The organism is Microcoleus sp. AT3-A2 (assembly GCF_036705685.1).
Taxonomy (GTDB): Bacteria; Cyanobacteriota; Cyanobacteriia; order Cyanobacteriales; family Microcoleaceae; genus Microcoleus.
This window is the reverse complement of the sequence record NZ_JAUBVF010000022.1, coordinates 59,069-81,909: the sequence shown is the minus strand read 5'-3', so window position 1 is coordinate 81,909 and position 22,841 is coordinate 59,069. Positions and strand designations below refer to the sequence as shown.

18 protein-coding genes are annotated in these 22,841 nt (G+C 44.4%); 12 read left to right on the top strand and 6 right to left on the bottom strand.

Annotation, left to right across the window (positions count from 1 at the left end; translation table 11 throughout):
• The first annotated feature begins 23 nt into the window (after window positions 1-23).
• From modB to QUB37_RS14750, 7 genes are all read left to right on the top strand, one after another.
• Window positions 24-1,841, top strand: coding sequence for a molybdate ABC transporter permease subunit (modB, locus tag QUB37_RS14780; RefSeq protein WP_333163156.1), 1,818 nt, complete (start codon window positions 24-26; stop codon window positions 1,839-1,841).
• Between the two features lie 103 nt (window positions 1,842-1,944).
• On the top strand, window positions 1,945-2,343 hold the full coding sequence (gene msrB, locus QUB37_RS14775; RefSeq protein WP_333163153.1) for a peptide-methionine (R)-S-oxide reductase MsrB: 399 nt from the start codon (window positions 1,945-1,947) through the stop codon (window positions 2,341-2,343).
• Between the two features lie 131 nt (window positions 2,344-2,474).
• Window positions 2,475-3,203: a UMP kinase gene (gene pyrH, locus QUB37_RS14770; RefSeq protein ID WP_333076369.1), complete on the top strand. Its 729-nt coding sequence runs from the start codon at window positions 2,475-2,477 to the stop codon at window positions 3,201-3,203.
• Window positions 3,190-3,738, top strand: coding sequence for a ribosome recycling factor (gene frr / locus QUB37_RS14765; protein WP_333056539.1), 549 nt, complete (start codon window positions 3,190-3,192; stop codon window positions 3,736-3,738). Before pyrH ends, frr begins: the two co-directional genes overlap by 14 nt.
• A 302-nt stretch (window positions 3,739-4,040) precedes the next feature.
• The gene (locus tag QUB37_RS14760; RefSeq protein ID WP_333163151.1) at window positions 4,041-4,217 is read left to right on the top strand and encodes a hypothetical protein; all 177 of its coding nucleotides are present in this window, start codon (window positions 4,041-4,043) and stop codon (window positions 4,215-4,217) included.
• Window positions 4,218-4,684: 467 nt separating this feature from the next.
• Entirely contained in the window at window positions 4,685-5,137 is a 453-nt protein-coding gene (locus QUB37_RS14755) for an NADAR domain-containing protein (protein WP_333163149.1), read from the top strand.
• Window positions 5,138-5,504: 367 nt separating this feature from the next.
• Window positions 5,505-8,510 carry a GAF domain-containing protein gene (locus QUB37_RS14750; RefSeq protein ID WP_333163147.1) on the top strand — a complete coding sequence of 1,002 codons (3,006 nt, stop codon included), beginning with the start codon at window positions 5,505-5,507 and terminating at the stop codon, window positions 8,508-8,510.
• A 147-nt stretch (window positions 8,511-8,657) separates the two neighbouring features.
• On the opposite strand, the gene QUB37_RS14745 is transcribed toward QUB37_RS14750, so the two are convergent.
• The 3 genes from QUB37_RS14745 to QUB37_RS14735 form a co-directional block, all read right to left on the bottom strand.
• Window positions 8,658-9,434, bottom strand: a complete 777-nt coding sequence (locus QUB37_RS14745; RefSeq protein WP_333163145.1) for a pentapeptide repeat-containing protein — start codon at window positions 9,432-9,434, stop codon at window positions 8,658-8,660.
• A gap of 259 nt (window positions 9,435-9,693) precedes the next feature.
• Window positions 9,694-10,338: a pentapeptide repeat-containing protein gene (locus tag QUB37_RS14740; protein WP_333163144.1), complete on the bottom strand. Its 645-nt coding sequence runs from the start codon at window positions 10,336-10,338 to the stop codon at window positions 9,694-9,696.
• Between the two features lie 529 nt (window positions 10,339-10,867).
• Window positions 10,868-10,990, bottom strand: coding sequence for a hypothetical protein (locus QUB37_RS14735; RefSeq protein ID WP_333163142.1), 123 nt, complete (start codon window positions 10,988-10,990; stop codon window positions 10,868-10,870).
• Window positions 10,991-11,424: 434 nt separating this feature from the next.
• On the opposite strand from QUB37_RS14735, the gene QUB37_RS14730 reads away from it, so the two are divergent.
• Entirely contained in the window at window positions 11,425-11,862 is a 438-nt protein-coding gene (locus QUB37_RS14730; RefSeq protein WP_333163140.1) for a helix-turn-helix domain-containing protein, read from the top strand.
• 296 nt (window positions 11,863-12,158) lie between these two features.
• On the opposite strand, the gene QUB37_RS14725 is transcribed toward QUB37_RS14730, so the two are convergent.
• Window positions 12,159-12,512, bottom strand: a complete 354-nt coding sequence (locus QUB37_RS14725; protein ID WP_333163138.1) for a metal-sensitive transcriptional regulator — start codon at window positions 12,510-12,512, stop codon at window positions 12,159-12,161.
• A 177-nt stretch (window positions 12,513-12,689) separates the two neighbouring features.
• Here QUB37_RS14725 and QUB37_RS14720 point away from each other — a divergent pair, with 177 nt between their 5' ends.
• From QUB37_RS14720 to QUB37_RS14705, 4 genes are all read left to right on the top strand, one after another.
• On the top strand, window positions 12,690-13,934 hold the full coding sequence (locus QUB37_RS14720) for an HhoA/HhoB/HtrA family serine endopeptidase (RefSeq protein WP_333163136.1): 1,245 nt from the start codon (window positions 12,690-12,692) through the stop codon (window positions 13,932-13,934).
• Window positions 13,935-14,084: 150 nt separating this feature from the next.
• Window positions 14,085-15,764 carry an AIPR family protein gene (locus tag QUB37_RS14715; protein ID WP_333163134.1) on the top strand — a complete coding sequence of 560 codons (1,680 nt, stop codon included), beginning with the start codon at window positions 14,085-14,087 and terminating at the stop codon, window positions 15,762-15,764.
• Window positions 15,765-15,809: 45 nt separating this feature from the next.
• Window positions 15,810-17,495 (top strand): site-specific DNA-methyltransferase, encoded by a 1,686-nt coding sequence (locus tag QUB37_RS14710; protein ID WP_333163132.1) that lies wholly within the window; start codon window positions 15,810-15,812, stop codon window positions 17,493-17,495.
• Complete coding sequence (locus tag QUB37_RS14705) at window positions 17,473-20,184, top strand: DEAD/DEAH box helicase family protein (RefSeq protein ID WP_333163129.1); 2,712 nt, start codon at window positions 17,473-17,475, stop codon at window positions 20,182-20,184. The genes QUB37_RS14710 and QUB37_RS14705 overlap by 23 nt, the downstream gene beginning before the upstream one ends.
• A gap of 125 nt (window positions 20,185-20,309) precedes the next feature.
• On the opposite strand, the gene QUB37_RS14700 is transcribed toward QUB37_RS14705, so the two are convergent.
• Both QUB37_RS14700 and QUB37_RS14695 read right to left on the bottom strand, forming a co-directional pair.
• Complete coding sequence (locus QUB37_RS14700; RefSeq protein WP_333163127.1) at window positions 20,310-21,503, bottom strand: glutathione S-transferase family protein; 1,194 nt, start codon at window positions 21,501-21,503, stop codon at window positions 20,310-20,312.
• A 233-nt stretch (window positions 21,504-21,736) separates the two neighbouring features.
• Complete coding sequence (locus QUB37_RS14695) at window positions 21,737-22,618, bottom strand: tetratricopeptide repeat protein (RefSeq protein WP_445300029.1); 882 nt, start codon at window positions 22,616-22,618, stop codon at window positions 21,737-21,739.
• Window positions 22,619-22,841 lie beyond the last annotated feature (223 nt).

Genomic DNA, 22,841 nt, shown 5'->3' with positions numbered 1-22,841 from the left:
GATTAACGCGGATGTATTTATAGATGGAATTTGATATTTCTCCGCTCTGGATATCTCTAAAATCCTCGGCTATTGCGACATTTATTACCTTTTTCCTGGGAATAGCCGCCGCCCGGTGGATGCTTTCAACTCGCATCAGAGGTAAAGCTTTAATTGAAGGGATTTTCATTTCTCCCTTAGTTTTGCCGCCGACAGTAGTGGGATTTTTGCTGCTGCTGCTGTTTGGTAGAAATGGGGCGATCGGGCAATTTTTGCTACAATTCGACTTAACTATAATTTTCACTTGGCAAGCCGCCGCCATTACTGCCACAGTTGTATCATTTCCCCTCATGTACAAAACTGCTTTGGGAGCTTTTGAGCAAATTGATGCCAATCTTCTCAATGCAGCCCGCACTTTGGGAGCCTCAGAGTGGCAAGTTTTTTGGCGCATTATGTTGCCGCTAGCATGGCCGGGAATTTTAGCAGGAACTATTCTCGCATTTGCCCGCGCTTTGGGTGAATTCGGCGCGACGTTGATGTTAGCGGGGAATATTCCCGGACAAACTCAAACTATCCCGATGGCAATTTATTTTGCTGTGGAAGCTGGGGATATGAGGCAAGCTGCTATTTGGGTTTTGATTATTCTGAGTATTTCTTTGAGCGTGCTAACTGCTGTTAATTTTTGGACTGATTTACAAAGGAGATCGCCCAAACCAAATTCGAGGCAAAGACTGCAATCAAATCTTCCTAAAGTCGCGTCTACTTTTACCACAAAATCCCAACAACAACCGAAAAACGGACTTTGTTTAAGCATTTTTAAACCTCTCTCCAGCTTTGCCTTGGATGTCAGCTTCGATATCGGCCCGGAAGTGCTGGGAATTTTGGGCGCGTCGGGTTCCGGCAAAAGCATGACTCTGCGCTGCATCGCTGGTTTGGAAACTCCAATGAGCGGTAAAATTGCAGTCAATGGCAGGGTTTTATTTGACTCAGCACAGGGCATTAATGTACCTTCTAAAGACCGCCGCATCGGTTTTTTGTTTCAAAACTATGCTTTATTTCCTCACCTGAGTGTTGCTCAAAATATTGCGTTTGGCTTGCAGCATTTATCTGAAAGCGAGCAAAAACTTCGGGTAAAAGAACAACTAATTTCGGTGCAAATGTCTGGATTGGAAAACCGCTACCCGCACGAACTTTCGGGGGGCCAACAGCAGCGGGTGGCTTTGGCGAGGGCGATCGCCCCTTCTCCAGAATTGCTACTGTTAGACGAACCGTTTTCTGCTTTGGATACTCATTTACGCAGTCAACTGGAACGGGAGTTAATGCAGACTCTGGCTAATTATCGGGGAATTACTTTGTTTGTCAGCCACAATTTAGAGGAAGTTTACCGGGTGTGCAAAAATCTGTTGGTGTTGGCGGAGGGAAAGCCGATCGCCTTTGATACCAAAGAGAACATTTTCGATCGCCCTGGCAATTTCACTGTCGCCCAGTTGACGGGCTGTAAGAATTTCTCTGCAGCTAAACCGATCTCCGTAACTCTCGTGGAGGCGATCGACTGGGGCTGTACTCTGACTGTAGTCGAACCAATTCCCAAATCTCTAGTTTCTGTGGGAATTCGGGCTCATCAACTGAGTTTTGTTAGCGGGTGCGATAGTGAAAATACTTTTGCTTGTTGGATCGCCTCGACTGTGGAAACTCCGCACCGGGTGACATTATATCTCAAATTGCACTCGCCTCCCAATGATTCCCAAGATTATCACTTGCAAGCCGAAGTTTTCAAGGAAAAGTGGAGGGCTATTAAGGACAACCCTTTTCCCTGGTATGTTCATATCGAGCCAATTAGGTTAATATTAATGGAAGGCTGAGTTAACTAGCAATATACCGTTAACCGTCAACACTCAACAGTTAACAGCTAACAGTTAACCGTCAACACTCAACAGCTAAATACCTCTTAAGCAAACATCAATCATGACTCAACAAGTTAAAAAAACCGACACAGAATGGCAACAACAACTCACGCCAGAACAGTTTAAAGTCACCCGCAAAAAAGGAACGGAAAGAGCTTTTAGTGGCGAATATCACGACAACAAAAAACCCGGAACTTATAAGTGTATTTGCTGCGGCACTGAGCTATTTAAATCAGAAACCAAGTACGATTCCGGTACCGGTTGGCCGAGTTTCTACGCTCCCGTTAGCGAAGAAAATGTCAAGTGCGAGTCGGATAACACCTTGTTCATGCGCCGAACAGAGGTACTGTGCGCTGTTTGCGACGCTCATCTCGGTCACGTATTTAACGACGGGCCGAAACCTACCGGTCAGCGTTACTGCATGAATTCTGCTGCTCTTAATTTCGTCCCCAAGGATTAAATTTAGTCAACCGTTCTCAGTCAAGTGTTCTGGAACAGACTTTTGGGTCTGTTCCGGGCAATTGATGTTCAAAATGCACCCATACTGCTATCTTATGGTGGAGGCAAAAAGAGTAAAAAAATAGTGGCGGCATGGGGATGGTATATCAGCGAGTTTTGCTGAAGCTCAGCGGTGAAGCGCTGATGGGCAGCTTGGGCTACGGCATCGATCCGATAGTGGTTCAGTCGATCGCCCAGGAAGTGGCCAAAGTCGTGTCCCAAGGCATTCAAATCGCGATTGTTGTCGGTGGTGGCAACATTTTTCGCGGGGTGAAAGCTGCTTCGGCAGGGATGGATCGGGCAACGGCTGATTATGTGGGCATGATTGCTACGGTGATGAATGCTATCACTTTGCAGGATGCTCTTGAACAAGCAGGAGTACCAACGAGGGTGCAATCGGCGATCGCCATGCAAGAAGTAGCTGAACCCTACATCCGGCGGCGGGCGATTCGCCACCTAGAAAAAAAACGAGTAGTGATTTTTGGTGCCGGTTCTGGCAACCCTTTTTTTACTACTGATACTACAGCCGCTTTGCGGGCTGCTGAAATTGATGCAGAGGTCATTTTTAAAGCTACTAAGGTAGATGGGGTGTACGATTCCGACCCCCACCTCAACCCCAACGCGCGCAGGTATCAAACCCTCACCTATGCCCACGTCTTGAATCAAGATTTGCGGGTGATGGACAGTACCGCGATCGCCCTTTGCAAAGAAAATAATATTCCTATTATGGTATTTGACCTCTCGGTGTCGGGCAACATCTACCGAGCTGTAATGGGAGAATCTATTGGAACTCTTGTCGGAGGTTTTTGTGAAGTTAGCTGAAGCAGAAGATCATATGCAAAAGGCAGTTGAGGCTACTCAACGGTCTTTTAATACTATTCGGACGGGACGGGCCAACGCCTCCCTCCTCGATCGAGTCATGGTAGACTACTACGGCTCTCCAACTCCGATCAAATCCCTTGCCAACATCGGCACCCCGGATGCGACTACGATCACCATTCAACCGTTCGATCGCACAGCGCTTACCTCGATCGAAAAAGCAATTTCCCTGTCCGATGTAGGACTCGTTCCCAACAACGACGGTTCAGTTATTCGCTTGAACATTCCGCCGCTGACGAGCGACAGACGCCAAGAATTTGTCAAAATGGCCAGTAAGTTTGCTGAAGAAGGTAAAGTTGCAATTCGCAATATCCGCCGCGATGCCGTTGACTCGATTCGCAAGCAGGAAAAAAGCAGCGATATCTCTAAAGATGAATCCCGCGACTTGCAAGATAAAATTCAAAAGCTGACGGACAAGTACGTTGCCAAAATAGAAGAAGTTTTGGCAGCGAAAGAGAAAGATATCACGACTGTTTAGGGAATGGGAAATTGGGCAGGGGGAATAGGAAGAGTTTTGAGATTGCCGAGATACGGCCGCCAACAACGAGCAGACGCTTAATCATTTGTGAGTTGTGAGTTAAAAACTCAAGATTTAACACTCATTAACTTACCAATTCCTCCTGCCCCATGACCAATCACCCATTACCAGTTGTCCGCTGAAGGAATTCGTCCTGCCATTGTTAGCGGATTTAAGGCTGCTGAGGCGATCGATCTCTTGGATGTGCCGACGACGCTAAGGAGCAGTACACTCAATCGATCGCCCAAGAATGCAACACTGATATGGTTTGGGCCCGTCGCTTGGCCAGAGCCTTCTATCAGTTTACAGGAGCTGCTTATAGAGCGGGCGTCAAATTCCCGATGCCTACTCACTTGATGAGCAAAATTTTGTGTGGCGAACTGCTTTATGCCGATATCGCTAACCGCGCTTTTCATTCTTCTGATGCCGTTTTGGAATGAAGAAACAGGGAATGATAAATATTCTTACATTTCCATTGCTTATTCTTGATTTCCCATTCTTAATCCTTAACTTAAAAATAGGAATTACGCACTATTCCTCAGAAAGCCAGTTGAGTCCTAGATTTTTCGTTCCTTAACCCGATTTTTTCCAAGAAACTCGGTTCAAAAGCGTAAATGCTATTTTAAATAAAGTCGATGCGAGGATTTTTTAATACAAGCCTCGCGCTGCTCATAGAATAAATCTCAAATACTCTTGGAGGCAAAAAGTGGTTGAAAACGTTACTAAGAGCGCGGTAAGGCGCTTCATGGACACCCTGAATAATTATATTCTACCTAAATCCTGTAAAATATAGCCATCCTAAATCATTTGTAAATTTCTTACTCCCTCCCCTTGATAAGGGGGATGGTTGGGGTGGGGTCAAAAATTTACGACTCATTTATGATTGCTATATATAATCTAAAATCTAATGATAATTTATTTTTATAAAGTAGAGGAGCCTTACGGCTGCTTTTCTAATTTTTCACTACATGACATTTCTCTGCACGGTCAATATTGGTTGACTGTGGAACATTACTATCAAGCCCAAAAATTTGTCAGCACTGATAAAAGATTAGTGGCGGCAATTCAAGCCGTAGCAACTCCTCAAGAAGCCGCTAAATTAGGTCGCGATCCCAACCACCGGATTCGTGCTGATTGGGAAGCCGTGAAAATTCCCATTATGCGCGAAGCAGTTTTAACTAAGTTTCTCACTCATACAGACATTCAAGCTATTCTTCTTGCCACAGGGGATCGAGTGATTGTCGAGGATTCGCCAACGGATTACTACTGGGGGTGTGGCTGCGACAGAACCGGTCAAAATCATTTGGGTAAAATTCTGATGAGCGTGCGCCAAGAAATTAGTCAGCGCCTTGCACCCTGATAGAAACTCAAATTCTTTCGTTAATTATCATTATATGAAGTTATACAACAAATGTCAAGTTATCCTAACAATGAATAATTCTCATAGTGAGAGTTTAAGATTGCGAGAAATTTATAAGAGCATTAAAATAATAATTATTATGTGCTTAAGTCGCTCTGCCTGTTGAAGGCAAAGATTAAACTGGCGCGATCGCAAATTTTACTTACCCCAGCCCACCCGATGCGATACACCGTCGTCTCTCACAAGTGCGCGACGGATTAATTGTACAGATCGGTTGAGTCAAAAACTCAGGGTGAGGGATTTGAGTTTGAACGATCCAACAGCACATCAAAACTTCTTATTATTGTATAAGTACAAAAGGAGATTTATGCAACTCAGAGAAAATACGCAAGAATTACATTATAAACTAGACAGAGAAGTTTTGATGCGGCGGATAACAGAACGCATTCGCCAATCTCTAGAATTAGAAGATATTTTAACCAGTACAGTAGCAGAAGTGCGGTCTTTTTTGAAAACAGATCGCATTATGATTTACAGATTTAGTGCCGACGGAAGTGGAGAAGTTGTTGCTGAGTCAATTAATAACAACTGTCTCCCTTCCTTGAAAGGACTACACTTTCCAGCAGACGACATTCCCGCGAGCGCCAGGGAGATGTATGTCACTTTGCGCCAGCGGACAATAATAGATGTTAACTCAGGGACGATCGTCCTGAGTCCCCTCGATGCTGCAGACACCGGTCAACCTTTAGTAAATGAAGAGATCCACTACAGATCGCTCGATCCTTGCCACACAGCTTACCTGATGGCAATGGGAGTGCAATCTTCCTTAGTCGTGCCGATTTTGCACCGCAGGATTGCGTCGGAAAACAGCAAAACAGATATCTGCGAGGCGGCCACGTGTCTGACTCGATACGAGCCAGGAAATAATCAAAAAATTCACATCGAACTGTGGGGACTTTTAGTGTCTCACCACTCTGCGCCCCTCAATATTTCACCAGCAGATTTAGAAGTAGTTCAGCTCGTATCAGATCAATTGTCTAGCGCTATCGCCCATGCGCTCCTCCTCCAGCAAACCCGCTCTCAAGCTGCCCGCGAAGCTACCGTGAGCCGCATAGCAGCCCTGTTGTATGGTCACGTCAACATTCAACTGCAACAGGGTTTAGAGGCCACCGTCACCGCTTTGGGCGGTAGCGGCGGCAGACTCTATCTCAACCAGCCGAAAATCAACGGTGAAAAGTTATCCGCTCCCAAGATTGAAGGAGGATTGCCAATTGCCTCGGCCCACAGTGATGCTACCTTTGAACTGTTCACCACAGGAGAACAACCGACACTTCCCAACTGGGAAAAAGTTAAGGCGATCGAAGCTCATCCCCTCTGGCAGGAATGGCTAACCAAAGGATTCAAAAATACTGAAGAACTTCCCAAATTTCCAATTTTTACTAATTCTCAATTACCTGTTGGGATAATTACAGACTTATACAAAGAACCTCTATTTAGAGTTTTAGTTCCTGCTTTCCAAGCTACTAAAATTCGGGGTTTGCTGGTAATTCCCCTCCACTACAAACAACAAGTAGTCGGCTGTTTGACCATTTTTCGCAATGCAATTGATACCGAAAAAATGTGGGCGGGGCGCTTTGACACCAGCGCTGAACAAACCCTTCCCAGACAATCATTTGAACTCTGGCGAGAAATAAAAAAAGGTCAGTCGCCCGAGTGGAAGTACGAGGAAATTGAGCAAGCTTTAGCTATAGGCAGCCAATTTTGTTCGGCAATTGGGCAGTACGTTCTTTATAAAGAAGTGCAGACCCTGAATGCCAACTTGGAGCGCCAAGTTCAAGAACGCACCGCCCAATTGCAAAAATCCTTGGACTTTGCCAAAGTATTGACGCGAGTTAGAGACCAGATTCGCAGCACCTTAGATTTAAAAATCATACTGCAAACTATTGTACGAGAAGTCAGAGTTTTGTTGGATACCGATCGCACGGTAATCTACCAATTTGCAGCAGACAAACAGGGCGAGGTAGTTGTCGAAGCTGTTTGTGGCGAGTGGCGATCCATTTTAGGTATCACATCTCCACAAGGATGCTTTTCCGAAGGCTCAGACTGCTTTTATCGAGCCGGACGGGTGCGAGCAATTAATGATATTTATACTGATGATTTAACACCCTGTCACCGCGAATTTTTGGAAGATTTGCAGGTGAGAGCAAGTTTAATTGTACCCATGATCGGCAAAGATTCGCAATTGTGGGGGTTGCTGATTGCCCATGGGTGTTCGGGACCGAGAGTTTGGCAAACAGCAGAACAGGAATTGGTGCAACATTTAGCGGCTCAAGCTGCGATCGCCATTCACCAAGCAGAACTTTATCAAGAAAGTCTCAATGCAGCAACTGCCGATCGATTAAAAGCCGAACAGCTAGCTAAAACAGTCACAGAACTGCACAATACCCAAGCCCAACTGATTCAAACCGAAAAAATGTCCAGTCTTGGACAACTCCTGGCCGGAGTCGCCCACGAAATCAATAACCCCGTTAACTTTATCTACGGCAATCTGTCGCACGCCAGCGAATACACCAAAGATTTGCTCTGCTTGGTGGAACTCTACCGCCAGCACTACCCCAATCCCAACCCAGAAATTAGCGAGTGTTCCGAAGCAATCGACATCGAATTTCTTGCCGAAGATTTGCCCAAAATTTTGGGTTCCATGACAGTCGGAGTTGAGCGCATCCGCCAGTTAGTTGTCTCTTTGCGTAATTTTTCCAGGAGCGATCAAGCCGAGAAAAAAGCCGTTGACATTCACGAGGGTATAGACAGTACCCTGTTGATTTTGCAGCACCGGATCAAAGCCAATTCTGATCACAACACCGTAGAAATTATTAAAGAATACGGCAATTTGCCCTTAGTAGAATGCTATGCCAGCTCGCTCAATCAGGTATTTATGAATCTGATCGGTAATGCCCTTGACGCCCTAGAAATGGGAAAAAAAGAGCGAGTTATGAATCTTCCCTTTAAAGCGGCAAGTGCAGCGGCGACGCATTTAAGCTCCCAAATACTGCCTATTGAGTCAGGAGATATAAATGCCACCACCGAGTATTTGATTCCTGATTTCCCATCCCCTTGCATTCGGATTCGCACCCAATTAATCGATGAAAAAACGGTAGGAATTTGCATTGCCGACAATGGTCACGGCATCCCGAAAGAGTTAATCTCTCACATATTTAATCCGTTTTTTACTACTAAACCCGTCGGTCGGGGCACGGGTTTAGGACTGTCTATCAGTTACCAAATTGTAGTTGAGAAACACCAAGGCGTACTTAAATGTGTTTCTGTATCCGGTCATGGTACAGAATTCTGGATCGAGATTCCCCTGAATTAGGCAACCGTCAATCGATTTTAGATTTTAGATTTTAGATTTTAGAGGCGACCCCACGAATAAATGCGGGGGCTGGAGGATTTTCGATTTTCGATTTTGGATTGATTCCACGGATAAATCACGTGGCGGGTACCATCAAGAAATTCTTGGTCAAGGCAACATTAGCTTCACCAGCACAGAACCGATCGAACCGAGAAGACTCATAAAGTCGCCGCGGCTGGAAGTGCGGGGTTCCGTAGGCTTTTGGCGCGCAACAATGGCTTCGCCTAACTGCTTTGACAACTCCTGACCTTGGGGATTTCCTTGAGCTGCAAACAGTTGGTTTGCTATTGCAGCGTCTTGAGTCGCACCGGCGAACTCTCCCAAGTCAGCGCGAGACATACTGCGCGCAAAATAAACGGCTGCTAAATCCGATTTCAGATTCAGGGCTTGATTGTAATAATCAATGGCGTTTCTGTAGTTTCCTGCTTGAGCTTCCAGCACTCCCAACCGGTAGAAGTCTTCAGCGGTGCCAATATTGGTTGGCATTCCTCTAACTCCGAGCAGTTGCGCGTTAGTTAAATTGGCGTTGAGCAAATTGGCGCCGCTGAGATAGGCATTTCTCAAGTCAGCACCGCTGAGGTTGGCACCGCTGAGGTTGGCCCCCGTCAAGTTGACGCCAAACAGGCTGGTGCCGGTGAGGTTGGCACCGCTGAGGTCAGCCCCGGTGAGGTTGGCTCGGCTGAGGTTAGCCAATCTCAAGTCAGCACCTTTGAGATTGGCTCCGGTTAAATTGGCTAAAACCAAGCCCGCACTGCTGAGGTCGCAGTTGGGGCACTGTCGGGTGGCTAGTAATTGTTGCGTGTGTTGGATGTTCTCGGCTGCAGCAGGAGCGATCGGGGCGATCGCGCTTAGCAGCGTTGCAGCAGCGAGGATTCTGAGTTTCATTTTAACCGTCCCAAATCCAAAATATTAAATCTAAAATAGCTTTTCTCGAAGCAATTGAAAATCACCATAACACAAGTTCACCCAACAAATCTTTGACTTGGCGTATGTAGGAGTTCTGTGCGCCATCAGCACCCTACATTGAAGTTCTCGGCCTTACCTTAGTGTCAAATAAAGATTTCGCTGCCAATAAATTAGGGTAATGAAAAGCTCATTACCCTTTAGCCGCTGTTCTCGGCAACCATAAAAATTAACAAATAAATTAGTCGTGAATCGTGCCGTCGGGCATCGTTGTACCCTTAAGATATACTCCGCTCAGGTTAACTTTTGTAAGGTTGGCTCCCAACAGATTTGCTCCGCTTAAGTCTGACGCACTTAAAATCGCTTCAGTCAAGTCTGCCCTAATTAGACTCGCCCCCATTAAGTCGGCTCCGCTAAGGTCTACTTTACTCAAGTTTGCCCCAATTAAATCGCATTCTGTGAGCACCGCCCTACGCAAGTTTACTCCGTAAAGATTTACTCCATGCAAGTCTGCATGGCTGAGTGTTGCTCGAGATATGTTGGCACCAATTAAACTTGCTTGGATCAGAGAAGCTCCGCTCAAGTCTGCTTTGCTGAGATTTGCTCCCATCAACTCAGCTCGATGCAGGTTAGCTTCAACTAAAAGTGCTTCCGTGAGGTCGGCTCCACCTAAGTCTGCTTTGCTCAAATTAATCTTGCACAAATTGGCTTTGCCAAAGTTGGCTCTGTTAAGTTTGGCTTTGCTGAGATTGGCTCCAATCAGGTCGGCTTCATACAGATTGACTCCAATCAATTCTGCTTCGTAGAGGTAGACCTCGTGCAGGTAGACCCCACTAAAATTTCTTTCTCCTATTGCATATAGCTTGAGCAGTTCGTCAACGTTCATTGTGGCTTCTCTACACCTTTTAAATGAAGAATACTGTCAGCAAGCTGGTTGCACCGGATGTTCTGCAATTTTAGATTCTGAAATATTCACACCCAGCCTGAAACTTCCCTCAATCTGCAAGGTTTGAGTATAAATTAGATGGTTTGGTGAGGGTGAAGGAAAAAGCTGCATTCTTTCTTCCCTCTGGTTAAAAATTAACATTAAAAAATTTTAACAACAAGTTCGATCGCACTTCCTAACTAAATCCCAAAGATTCTACGTGGAAACTCCGATCGAACCCATAACTTTTTGTGGGTAGTTGAGCTTACTGAGTGCTAGCGTGACGAAGATCACAAAAAAATGCTAGTAGAATCACATAGAAACTCCGCTTTCGATCACAGCAGGCGGGCAAAAATAGCCGATACTTATACTGTAATGCTAAAAAATTGACAATGCCACCCTCGTCGTGTTTTACTCAATTGGCGATAAAGCCAGTAGTTTCACGGATACTTGCCCGCGGCAAGAAAGTCGGTTGCAACGTCACTCGGCGCTACCGGCTCTGACCGATGAGAGTGCTGATATCTAAGGATTTTTCGCACAGCGAAAGCCAAAAATGCACTTCTGGGACTAGGGGAATGTCTGTATAAAAATGCGATCGCTGGTGTAGAGACATTCGCTTGTTTGCTAGCACCTAATGACTAAAAATCGCCCATACGTTCGCAAAAAATACCAATAAATACCAGGAAAACCATGATAGATGTTTAACAATAAAAGAATAAATGGTATTCCTTAAGAGTCACCTATTGCCACTAATGTTAAAGTCGATCGGTTAACGGCTATCAGTATTAGCAATGACGCTTGTCCATCAAATACAAAACTGACCCAGAAACCTGGTTTTTTACAAAAAAAATCGTTGCAACCTTGCTCCAGGTTAAAATAACCCGGTTTCTGAGCGCCTGAGTGCCTCCAGGAAGGAAAAAGTTTAATGAGAAAGATCGCTTTTGTCTTGCTTCAGGGCAAACAAAAGGTCAGCATTTAGGAGAGGAGCAGCTTTTGCTCCATTGTCAAACAAAGGTATTGTAGAACGCGAATCGTGAGGTAATTGATATGGCTGGAGTATGTAAACTTAGCATCACAGAGACAATTGACGAACTAAAAAACCTGTTAACGGAACAAAAAACAGCAAGCGGCTTTCAAAAAATTCAAGCACTTTACCTGTTCAAAATTTCTCACGTTAAGACAGTTAAAGAATTAGCAATGACCATCGGGGTAAACCGAATTACAGTGCAGCGGTGGCTGAGAAAGTACCGATCTTACGGACTCGAAGGACTCCTCGAAACAAAGCACAGCGGCGGCCGTAAGCCGGCAATCCCTCCTGTGGCCCGCGCTAGTTTGGCAATGCGCCTCAGCGACCCCCAGGAAGGCTTTAAAAGCTATGGAGAAATTCAAGAGTGGTTGCAGCAGGAATACAGCATTGAAGCTTCCTATAAAGCGGTTTACGCAACAGTCAGATACCAGCTCAAAGCCAAGCTGACGAAAGTCTAGACAGTTCATACCCCCTCGGATTAATCACCGATTATCTAATGGTTTGCAGTCAGCTTTTGGAGCTTTTGAGGAGTTCCTTCGTCACGAAACACCTGACTAATTCTTTTTTAACAAAACTCGCTCCCATAAACTGCGAAGCATATAAATTATATGTTGTGGCAATGGGGTGAGGGGAAGAATAGGTGATGCTTTTCCCCTGTTTGTGAAAGATGCTTAAAAAATTGGTCATCAATCATAACTTGCAAGTTTTGTCTAATTTGCAGGTTTTGTTATATGGAGGTAAAAATTGGCAGTGGCTAAGGCAAAAACCGATCCAAAGCCGCTTTCAACTCTTCGATTTCCGTATCGATATTACCTTCTTTAGCGGCTCGGGCAATGCACTCAGTTAAGTGTTCGTCAAGAATGATTCTCGCTACGCGATCGAGCGCGCCTCGAACCGCAGCAACTTGCACGAGAACTTCGGGACAAGGACGGTTTTCTTGCACCATTGTTTTAATGCCGCGGACGTGTCCCTCAATCCGAGACAAGCGATTTACCAGTCGCCGCATCGATTCTTCATCGTGATGGTGAGGATGGACTGATTCAGCGTCGTGATGGTGGTGGGAATTTGAGGGCAAGGATTTGTCAGTAGAAGTATCAGATAGAATCATCGGGGTTACGAGGGAAATTTAAAAGTTAGAATTCAGAATATGTGGAGTTGGTGCGGGCTCGTGACTCATGTATTGTAACTGTCAAAATATATTTAGGATCTTCATAGTGGCCGATTATTGAGTCCGCACGATCGCACACCCTTACCAGACTAACCCAGACTAACAAAGATTGACGCTATGCGACTATTTAAGTTTTTTCGCCCCGCCCCTCGAATCGGTGCTCGTTGGTTCGCACTAATTTTAGGAATGACGATCGCCCTGAGTGCGTTAGCAATCAATGCTGCACCCGCTGCCGCCGCTGATGGCAGCAATCCGCCCAACTTACACTTCCAGAGTTCCCCCGCCACCCCCGCGAATCCGCAACTGTTAGCGCTGCGGAGTCCTGAACTCCCAGGGGATACCGGCAGTTTTGTGACGGCGGCAGTCGATCGAGTCGGGCCAGCAGTTGTTCGTATTGATACCGAGCGCACTGTCAGTCGCAACCTCGACCCCTTAATGGAAGACCCATTCTTCCGCAGATTTTTGGGAGAAGATTTACGCAGCATGACCCCCAGACAAGAACGCTTACGCGGTCAAGGTTCCGGCTTCATCATTGACAAAAGCGGGATTGTTTTAACCAACGCTCACGTAGTTGACAAAGCCGATCGAGTGACTGTCACCTTGAATGACGGGCGGACATTTCCAGGAGAAGTACAAGGTACTGACGAAGTAACAGATTTGGCAGTTGTCAAAATTAATACTAAGCAATTGGACTTACCGACTGCCACCTTGGGAGATTCCGACGCGGTGAAAGTGGGAGATTGGGCGATCGCCGTGGGCAACCCCCTCGGATTTGACAACACCGTCACCTTGGGCATTATCAGCACCCTCAAACGCTCTAGTGCAGCCGTCGGCATTCCCGACAAGCGCCTTGATTTTATTCAAACCGACGCCGCCATCAATCCCGGCAATTCCGGCGGCCCCCTGCTAAACAGCAGAGGAGAAGTGATTGGCATCAACACGGCGATTCGAGCCGACGCAATGGGTATTGGCTTTGCGATTCCGATCGCCAAAGCCAAGGCCATCTACGCGCAGTTAGCCAAGGGAGAACAAGTCAGCCATCCGTTTTTGGGGATTCAGATGATTGCTTTGACTCCTGAAATGGCCAGAGAGAATAATTCTGACCCCAATGCTCCTTTGATTGTCCCGGAAGTTAACGGAGTGTTAGTGATGCGAGTTGTGCCCAACACCCCTGCTGAGAAAGCAGGGATTCGCAAAGGGGATGTGATAGTTCAAATTGATGGTGAGGGAGTGACTGAGGCCGAACAGTTGCAAAGTTTGGTGGACAACAGCAAAATCGGTCAAATTTTAAAACTGAAGGTGCGCCGCGGTGCCCAGATTAAAGAAGTCGCCGTTCAAACTGCTCAATTGCAAGATTTTTAGATATGAAGAGGAAGGGGGGAAACTGTTAAAAACCCTCCTCTTTGTTTCTTTTTTCTCTGAATTGATTCAGTAGTGCGATAGTTTTAATAGTCGCATTTTTTAATCACAAAAACTGATAGTATTTTTTAAAAGAGTATCAATCTCCCAACAATGAAAAAAAATCAAATTTTACATTACCAAAAAAGTCAAGTTATTGAGGTACTAAAGCAGGATTATTTTCAAATGACCGCGCAGCTTCAGAGGAACTGGACACCAGAGCAACATGAAAAAAATCGATTGAGTCGTTCTTTGGCTGCATTTGCGATCGCCAATCTTGCCGATCTTACCCCTGCTCAAGCGGCTAACTCAATTGTCAATGGGGAAAATGATAATGGGATTGATGCCATTTATTTCGATCGGATGAAAAAATTGCTTTTGTTGGTACAGGCTAAGGCGGGGAATGCTCCGAATATGGGTGATAATAAAAAATTTTGTGATGGGATTAGAGATTTAGTCCATCAACGTTTTCAGAAATTTAATGATGGCTTTGCGCGGTTGCAGCAAGATGTTGAAGATGCTTTAAATACTAACGGGGTAAAAATAGTTGGCTGTAATATATATCTTGATGAAAGCCTGAGTTCTCATGTGATTACGGATCTTAATCAGTTAAAAAGTGAACTGAATCAGTTCGATCAACGTTTTGAATGGCAAGATTTAAATATTACCATAACACATGGTTGGTTGACCGCAAAACAAGCGATCGCCCCTTTTGATGTAGTCTTGACATTGGAAAACTGGCATTGTTTAGATCGGCCGCGTAGGGCTTTTTATGGATTGGTTAAGGCTTCAGAACTTGCCTCTTTATATCAACAGCATAATAAGTCGCTTTTTGAGAAAAATATCCGTTATTATCTAGGTGCAGAGGATGTTAACTTAGCGATTGCGGAAACTGTCAAAAATCAACCATCTGAACTATTTTATCTCAACAATGGTTTGACTATTACTTGTTCGGTAATTAGTCTGCCATCGGGACATAACCAGGAATCAACTCAATTTACTTTAAAAGATTTTTCCGTCGTAAATGGAGCGCAAACGGTAGGAGCGATCGCTTCTGTTTATCAGGTTAGTGGCTCAATATCTGCTGATGCAAAGTTATTAGTTACAATTATTGAAGTGGGGACGGAGACTGATAATATTGGCGAAAAAATTACTGGGGCAAGAAATACGCAAAATGCTGTGCGCGATGTTTATTTTGCCGCGTTAGATTCCAATCAAGAACGTTTGCGACAGGAATGTATGGTATCGAATATTGTTTATGAATATCGACCATCGGGGGAGCGGCTTCAGGATGCAATTACGATTGAACAGGCGGCCGTTGCCCTTGCTTGTTTTAGCGGTGATACGGAAATAGTGGTTGCTGCAAAGAGAGAAATTAGTCAGCTTTATAAGCGTTATTATGATATATTGTTTAGTGATGGGCTTTCAGGAGTTACGCTTTGTCGTTATGTGCGAATCTTTCAATATCTGGATGAAATTTTTTCGGCTTCAGAACAGGCTGCAACAGGTCAACAAAAAAAGTTTTATAAGCACGGTAGATTTTTTATTCTGGATATTCTTGCAAGACGCTATAAACGTTTGCTGAATAAGCAGGAAGTTTATTTGTCTGATGACGATAAAATGCAACTTTCACGAATTGGGTTAGAGCTTGCTGAGGTTGTTTACACGGTTGCTGAATCGAACTTTGCTAGTGACAACAAGGGATATCTTGCTATTTTTAGGAATATCACAGATGTTATGCCTTTAACGAGTGAAGTGATGCAGGAGTTAGATCGCAGGGATGCTCAGGCTTAAAATCCGAATATACCTACAGTTTAACTGGTAAGATAGATATTAATTATGAATAAGAAGCAGAGACTAGAATTAACATGGATTGGTAAGGATATTCGCCCCAAGCTGGAGCCGCGAATTTTGCTGGAAGATCCAGAAATATCTTATCATGCTGCTCATCAGGTGAGTGAAAATGATATTTTTGATAATCGCTTAATTTTTGGGGATAATTTGTTGGCTCTCAAGGCTTTAGAGTCTGAGTTTGCAGGAAAAGTTAAGTGTATTTTTATTGATCCGCCATATAATACAGGCTCAGCTTTTGAACATTATGATGATGGAATTGAACATTCTCTCTGGCTTGGTTTAATGCGCGATCGTTTAGAGATTTTGCGTAATTTATTATCGAATGATGGTTCTTTATGGATCACGATTGATGACAATGAAGCACATTATTTAAAAGTTATGTGTGATGAGATATTTGGTCGTAATTGTTTCATTGCAGACATCTGCTGGAAAAAGCGTGATGGAGCACCTAATGATCGGAAAATTGGAGGAGTTCACGATCATATTTTAGTTTGGGGGAAGTCTCGGCATCTTAGTAGTAAAAAAACCTTAGCCGAGGAATCATTTCAACTAATGCCTAGAACAGAGAAAGCTGATTCGCAATATCGAGTTTTTGAAGAACCTAATGGTCCAGATCCACGAGGTTCATTCAGAAAAATTGACACAACTGCAAATGGTAAGGGAGGAAGATTTGTAGAAAGTTTATATTACCCAATAACCAATCCTTTTACAGGCGAACAAGTATGGCCTCGCCAAGGTACCTGTTGGCGACATAATAAAGAAGAAATGTCGCGCCTTCAAGCAGACAATCGGCTCTTTTGGGGAAAAAATGGTACTTCAAAAACTCCAATGCGTAAACTTTTTGCCTTTGAAGCTAAACAAGGAATGACAGCACCTACGATTTGGGATGACGTTGGCTTTAATCAACATGCAGCTAGAGAACTTGAACTATTATTTGGTGAAAAAGCTTCTTTTGAAACACCTAAGCCAGAGAACTTAATGTTTCGGATTATTAGTATTGCTACTAATCCAGGTGATCTTATTCTTGACTCTTTTGCAGGTTCAGGAACAACAGGCGCAGTCGCGCAGAAAATGGGAAGACGATGGATTATGATTGAACTTGGCGAACATTGTCATACCCATATTATTCCCCGACTTAAAAAAGTAATTGATGGCGAAGATCAAGGTGGAATTAGCAAAGCAGTTAACTGGAAAGGTGGCGGTGGATTCCGTTACTATCGTCTTGCACCATCGCTACTAGAAAAAGACAAATGGGATAACTGGGTTATCAACAAAACCTATAACGCCGCGATGCTTGCCGAAGCACTCTGCAAAATCGAAGGTTTCACTTACGCACCATCAGATACCTTCTATTGGCAACATGGCTACTCCACCGAAAGTGACTTTATCTATGTCACCACCCAAAATCTTAGTCACGAACAACTATCCAAACTTGCAGACGAAGTAGGACAAGAGCGCACCCTACTTGTTTTATGTACCGCTTTTCGAGGTCAAACCGACATATTCCCAAACCTCACCGTTAAAAAAATTCCTAAACAAATCCTTTCACGGTGTGAATGGGGACATGACGATTACAGCCTCAAAATTGAAAACTTGCCAAAAGCACCCCCAAAGGTCGGACAACTAACACTATTTGACGTAGATACCTATGAGAAATCCACAACTTGTTAATAATATTTCTAATCGTCTCAGTCTGCGCCATCCCCAGCGCGAATCCTTAGAAATTCTCGATGGCATTTGTGAACTTTTATTTCTCCCAGACATCACAGATACAGAAACACTTTTAGTCGCCTTCAAAAAAGAATTTGCAACGTTTACTGACTTCGAGCGCGACTTTCCATCCCTATGTTTTGCCCTAGCCACAGGTGTTGGCAAAACTCGACTCATGGGCGCATTTATCAGTTACTTATACCTAGAATATAACATTAAAAACTTCTTGATCCTTGCCCCAAACCTAACCATTTATAATAAACTAATTACCGACTTTACGCCCAATACCTCAAAGTATGTATTTACGGGTATCTCTGAATTTGTGACCAGTGTGCCAGAAATCATTACGGGAGATAATTACGACACGTCATCCATTATCCCTGATTTTTCCCGTTGCAGAATCAACATCTTCAATATCTCAAAAATCAACTCGGAAGTACGCGGCGGTAAAAGCCCTAAAATTAAACGACTATCCGAATATATTGGCGAAAGCTATTTTGATTACCTGTCTCTATTAAAAGACCTCGTAATTCTAATGGATGAATCGCACCGATATCGCGCATCAGCAGGAGTTCGCGCTATTAACGAATTAAAACCATTAATGGGGCTAGAACTTACCGCCACACCCTTTATCGAAACCAATAAAGGTTCAGTAGCCTTCAAAAATGTCATCTATGACTATCCCCTCGGACTTGCCATAACCGATGGATTTGTTAAAGATCCTGCCGTCGTCACCCGCAAAGATTTTAACCCTAGGGCCATGTCACCAGACGCGATCGAGCGTCTTAAACTAGAAGACGGCATCTATCTCCATGAAAATATTAAAGCTGAATTAGAAACCTATGCTATTCAAACTGGAAAACAAATTGTTAAACCCTTTCTGTTAGTGATTGCCCGTGACACTACCCACGCCTCAAAACTCATGGAACTCATTCAATCTGATGAGTTTTCTGAAGGAAATTATAAACATAAAGTTATTCAAGTTGATTCTAGTAAAACGGGCGCTCAAGAAGATGAAATGGTAGAGAGATTGCTCAAAGTAGAACATACCGATGAACCTACTGAAATAGTTATCCATGTAAATATGCTCAAAGAAGGTTGGGATGTCACCAACCTCTATACAATTGTCCCTCTGAGAGCCGCAAATTCTAAAATCCTGATTGAGCAATCTATCGGACGGGGCTTGCGTTTGCCCTATGGAATGCGTACAGGTGTAGAAATTGTCGATCGCCTAAATATCGTCGCCCATGACAAATTTCAAGAAATTGTCGATGAAGCAAAGCGCCCAGAATCCCAAATCCGCCTGAAACAAATTATCCTCACAGATGAAGACTTACAGCAAAAGACACAAACAGTAATTTCGCGATCGCAACTAGCCCAAAATCTAGGACTTCACCCCGAACAACCCATTAATTTACCTGATAATTTACCTGCAACAGAACCCCAAAATATTCAACAATCCCTATTTCAATCACCTATAGAACAAAAGATTGCACAGCTTACATACCAAGAAATCCTAAAGCTTGAAAGCCGCCCCGAAGAAGTCCCAACCACCGCCCATCTTGCATCCCCAAAAGTTCAGGGAAGGGTGCGCGAAGCCGTAGCTAGAGAATATCAACCCGCACAAATGGAACTTGAAGGTATAATAGCACCTCCAGATATTGAAGCGATCGTTGCGAAAACAACGAATTTAGTTATCCAGCAAACCATCAATATTCCTAAGATTATTGTTATTCCTAAAGGGCAAGTGCGATCGGGTTTCAGGTCTTTTGCCCTAGATATCACAGGCTTAAATTATCCCGTTCCCTCCCAAGAAGAATTACACATTCAATCGCTAACAACGAATAAAGTTGAATTTATGGGAATTATCAAAGAAAACTTTGAAGAATCACGGCTAGAAAACTATATTGTCAAAAATTTAGTCAACTTCGATGATATTGCCTATGACGAACACGCTGATTTACTCTATGACCTTGCGGGTCAAGTTCTTAGCCATCTTATGACCTACTTATCCGAAGAAGATACACACAAAGTTTTACGCTTTTACCAAAGGGAAATTGCCAATTTTGTCCATAGTGAAATGCAGCCCAATTTCTGGGAAGAAACAACAGGTTATGAAGTCGAAATCAGTAAAGGTTTTACAGCCCTAAAAGAGAGCGCCTACACTACAAATGCTAAGAATTGCCTTGATTATCAATCTTCGCCACGAGACAAAAGCAATATGTCCAAATATCTGTTTACAGGCTTCTCCAAATGCCTCTATCGAGAACAGAAATTTGAATCGGAAGCAGAAAGAATACTAGCAATGATTTTAGAACGGGATGCAATCAAATGGTTTAAACCCGCAAAAGGACAATTTCAGCTTTATTACAAATGGCAGGGAAAATATTCAGAATATCAACCAGATTTTGTGGCTGAAACAGAAGAAGTTATCTATATGCTTGAACCTAAAGCTCGAAATGAAATTGACAATCCTCAAGTGCTTGCTAAGAAAGATGTCGCAGTTCAATGGTGTCAATATGCTTCGGACTATATGCTAAAGCACGGTGGCAAACCTTGGAAATATGTCTTAATTCCCCATGATGAGATCAAAGAAAATATGAGACTCCAAAAACTAAGCGATCGCTATACCGCCACTACTAAGGGTTAATTTCAGGGGCGATCGCCTCGATTTTGACATGGGAGAGAGTGGAGCGCGATCGTCGGTTATCTTCTCCAAAGCAAGGACAGATAAACAATTCAACTATTCCGTCTGATTCCGATATGCCCAGAATCCTACACAAAATTAGCCGGATCTTGATCTCGCCGATGCTTCAGCAGAATCGGAGAACCTTGGCCATCACCCACCAAAGCCGCCGTTTCCTCCAACGCTTCCCTCAATCGCTTGGCTGCGTAGATGGACATATCGCGGGGCACATTCACCCGATCGCGCAAATACCGCAAAGCCGCATCAGAACCACTCGGCGGCGTACAAACTTCGCCAGTCATCATCAAAGTTAAAGCACAACGCAAAGCCTCATCGAATAACTTGTCATCAGCAGGATTGACTCGAACGATGTTGCGCTGGTGCTTAATGACGCGATGAAGTGCTTCAGCGCGAGAGGTTTCCGGTTCTGGATACATCACATCCGGCAATCCAGCCCAAGGCCCATTATCCACGCGGGCTTTATTGAGTAGCATCTGAGGTTCGCCGTTTTCATAACACCCGCCCATCTGAGGTGGTAAATCGTGGACGTGGGTGTGAAAATCGCTCTGAGTGCCGCGATAGGTAGGGCGGGTTTCCATCGCCGCAAACCAGTCAGCAAAGCGCGGGTTTTCTTCGCGCATCGAGTAGCCTTTGTAGTAGTAAAGACTGGCATTCATGCGTTCGACGTAGGGCGTAAATATCACATCCGCCGTGCCAAATTCATCGAGGAAATAAGGCCCCGGAGTGCTAGCCAGGGCTTTTTCTACTTGGGCGACGACGCTGATAAATTGGTTGCGGTTGTGTTGTTCTACTTTGGCTGAACTTGCTGGGTAGCACAGCCAAGAGCACCAGGCTCTAAATAGCAGTCGCTCTAGTCGCCGCATGGGTATTACTGCGGGGTTTTCCATGCCCAAACCCAAGGGGCCATAGACTCGTTCGAGGGCGATTAAGATATCATCGCTTTCGGTGATGATGCGGCCGTCTAGTTCGATCGCCGGTAGCATTCCCGATGGCACTTTGCGCTTGTACCAACTTTCCTTTTCCCCATAGCAGAACATAGTAACTTTCTCAATGCGGTAGGGGATTTCTTTTTCTTCTAACCACAACCAGATTTTTTGGCAGTAGGGACACCAAGCATGGTTATCGCGGTACAGGGTGACTCGCACATCGGATTCGGTTTTACCAAAGAGGCGCAAGCGGGATTGAGCGTTGGTGGGGCCGTTTGTGCGATCGACTTCAAAGTCTGTGAGGGCTTCTAATTCTGTCCAGCTTAGGGGGGTCATGCGATTTTAGATTTTAGATTTTAGATTTTAGATTGGAGAATTGAAGACAGCGACTGCTTCGTGGCAATAATAGAACTTACGCACCAACTCAATCGGTAGGGTGCGCTGTGCGCGCACCTTACCCCTACATAACGTATTCAACTATTTTTTGGTCTTAGTCGTGAATAAGATAGTTGGTTCTCAGTTAAAAAAAGCTTTGAGGACTGAAGTCCTCACTACAAACTTAACTACAATTAAGGCGACATTTGGGGAGGGGGTGGGGCGTCTTGAATTTTAGCCAGTGCTGCTTTCATTTCGGGAGTGGCTAGCAACTTTTGGGTATCTGCGATTAAACGATCGCCCCAGAGGTTTTCTTTGAGATATTCTACCGTAGCATAGCGTTTGTCCAGTTTTAGAGCTGCTTCTCCCATCGCTAAGCCTTTTTCTTTATCACCTTTGGTGTAGAATGCTACTGCTAGAGCTAGCATTGCTTCGGCTGCTTTGTCGTCGATCACGATCGCTTCTTGCCAGCGTTTGATGGCGCTATCAACATCTCCCATTTCGTATTTTACTAATCCGATATTGTTAATAGCCGGCCACAGGTTTTTTTCTAAAGCAAAGGCTTTTTCGTATTGGGCGATCGCCTGATCAAATCGCTTCAGCTTATAAAAAGCATTGCCTAAATCAAATAATGCACCTGGAGTGTCTGGTTTTAGTTTCAACCCTGCTTGCAAATATTCGACTGCTTTCTCGTAGTTCGCTTTGCGAAAGTGAGCTTCTCCCAAGACAAATTTAATTGATGGATTTTCTGGTGACAGAGATTGAGCTTGCCCCAAAGCTTCAATGCCTTTGTCAAACTCCTCGACTTGAAGGTACAAGCTACCTAACAAAGTCCAAGTTTGAGCATTTTTTGGGGCTAACTGTGTGGCGAGTTCGGCTCTAGGTACCGCTAGTTGGTACTGCTGCAGTCTGGCTAGCTGGACGGCTTCTTCTGCAAGGCTCAAGGCCGTTTGTTCGAGTTGGGCCGAGTCGATTTGCAGGGTGTAAGGCAGGAGTGCCTGACAGGCAGCAGGCTCGGGCATTGCCCCCAAACCGAGTGCGAGTAGCAGAGATATTAAAGGAATGCGATTAGGCACTGTACAGCCCCAGAAAAAAATATAAGGGTTTCTCGATCGCCTATAATAACTCATATTTTTGAGTTTTGATATTGCTTCTTGACTCGCAACACTTCTGGGTTTTCATTTAAATACTTCTCAAATTATGTTTACATTCAGGATGGCCATTTTTCTTCACTGTTTTACAGACGACTAAGAACCTCACTACAAATAGGCAAAATCATGAGTTATTAGCAACGTCACT

Excerpts from the sequence above, each read along its gene's own strand:
- QUB37_RS14725 (WP_333163138.1), bottom strand. The coding sequence starts at position 12,512 with ATGATTCTATCTGATACTTCTACTGACAAATCCTTGCCCTCAAATTCC.
- QUB37_RS14715 (WP_333163134.1), top strand. The coding sequence starts at position 14,085 with ATGAAAAAAAATCAAATTTTACATTACCAAAAAAGTCAAGTTATTGAG.
- QUB37_RS14710 (WP_333163132.1), top strand. The coding sequence starts at position 15,810 with ATGAATAAGAAGCAGAGACTAGAATTAACATGGATTGGTAAGGATATT.
- QUB37_RS14705 (WP_333163129.1), top strand. The coding sequence starts at position 17,473 with ATGAGAAATCCACAACTTGTTAATAATATTTCTAATCGTCTCAGTCTG.
- QUB37_RS14720 (WP_333163136.1), top strand. The coding sequence starts at position 12,690 with ATGCGACTATTTAAGTTTTTTCGCCCCGCCCCTCGAATCGGTGCTCGT.
- QUB37_RS14755 (WP_333163149.1), top strand. The coding sequence starts at position 4,685 with ATGATAATTTATTTTTATAAAGTAGAGGAGCCTTACGGCTGCTTTTCT.
- QUB37_RS14730 (WP_333163140.1), top strand. The coding sequence starts at position 11,425 with ATGGCTGGAGTATGTAAACTTAGCATCACAGAGACAATTGACGAACTA.
- QUB37_RS14700 (WP_333163127.1), bottom strand. The coding sequence starts at position 21,503 with ATGACCCCCCTAAGCTGGACAGAATTAGAAGCCCTCACAGACTTTGAA.
- QUB37_RS14745 (WP_333163145.1), bottom strand. The coding sequence starts at position 9,434 with ATGAAACTCAGAATCCTCGCTGCTGCAACGCTGCTAAGCGCGATCGCC.
- QUB37_RS14760 (WP_333163151.1), top strand. The coding sequence starts at position 4,041 with ATGGTTTGGGCCCGTCGCTTGGCCAGAGCCTTCTATCAGTTTACAGGA.
- modB (WP_333163156.1), top strand. The coding sequence starts at position 24 with ATGGAATTTGATATTTCTCCGCTCTGGATATCTCTAAAATCCTCGGCT.
- QUB37_RS14740 (WP_333163144.1), bottom strand. The coding sequence starts at position 10,338 with ATGAACGTTGACGAACTGCTCAAGCTATATGCAATAGGAGAAAGAAAT.
- pyrH (WP_333076369.1), top strand. The coding sequence starts at position 2,475 with ATGGGGATGGTATATCAGCGAGTTTTGCTGAAGCTCAGCGGTGAAGCG.
- QUB37_RS14735 (WP_333163142.1), bottom strand. The coding sequence starts at position 10,990 with ATGTCTCTACACCAGCGATCGCATTTTTATACAGACATTCCCCTAGTC.
- QUB37_RS14750 (WP_333163147.1), top strand. The coding sequence starts at position 5,505 with ATGCAACTCAGAGAAAATACGCAAGAATTACATTATAAACTAGACAGA.
- msrB (WP_333163153.1), top strand. The coding sequence starts at position 1,945 with ATGACTCAACAAGTTAAAAAAACCGACACAGAATGGCAACAACAACTC.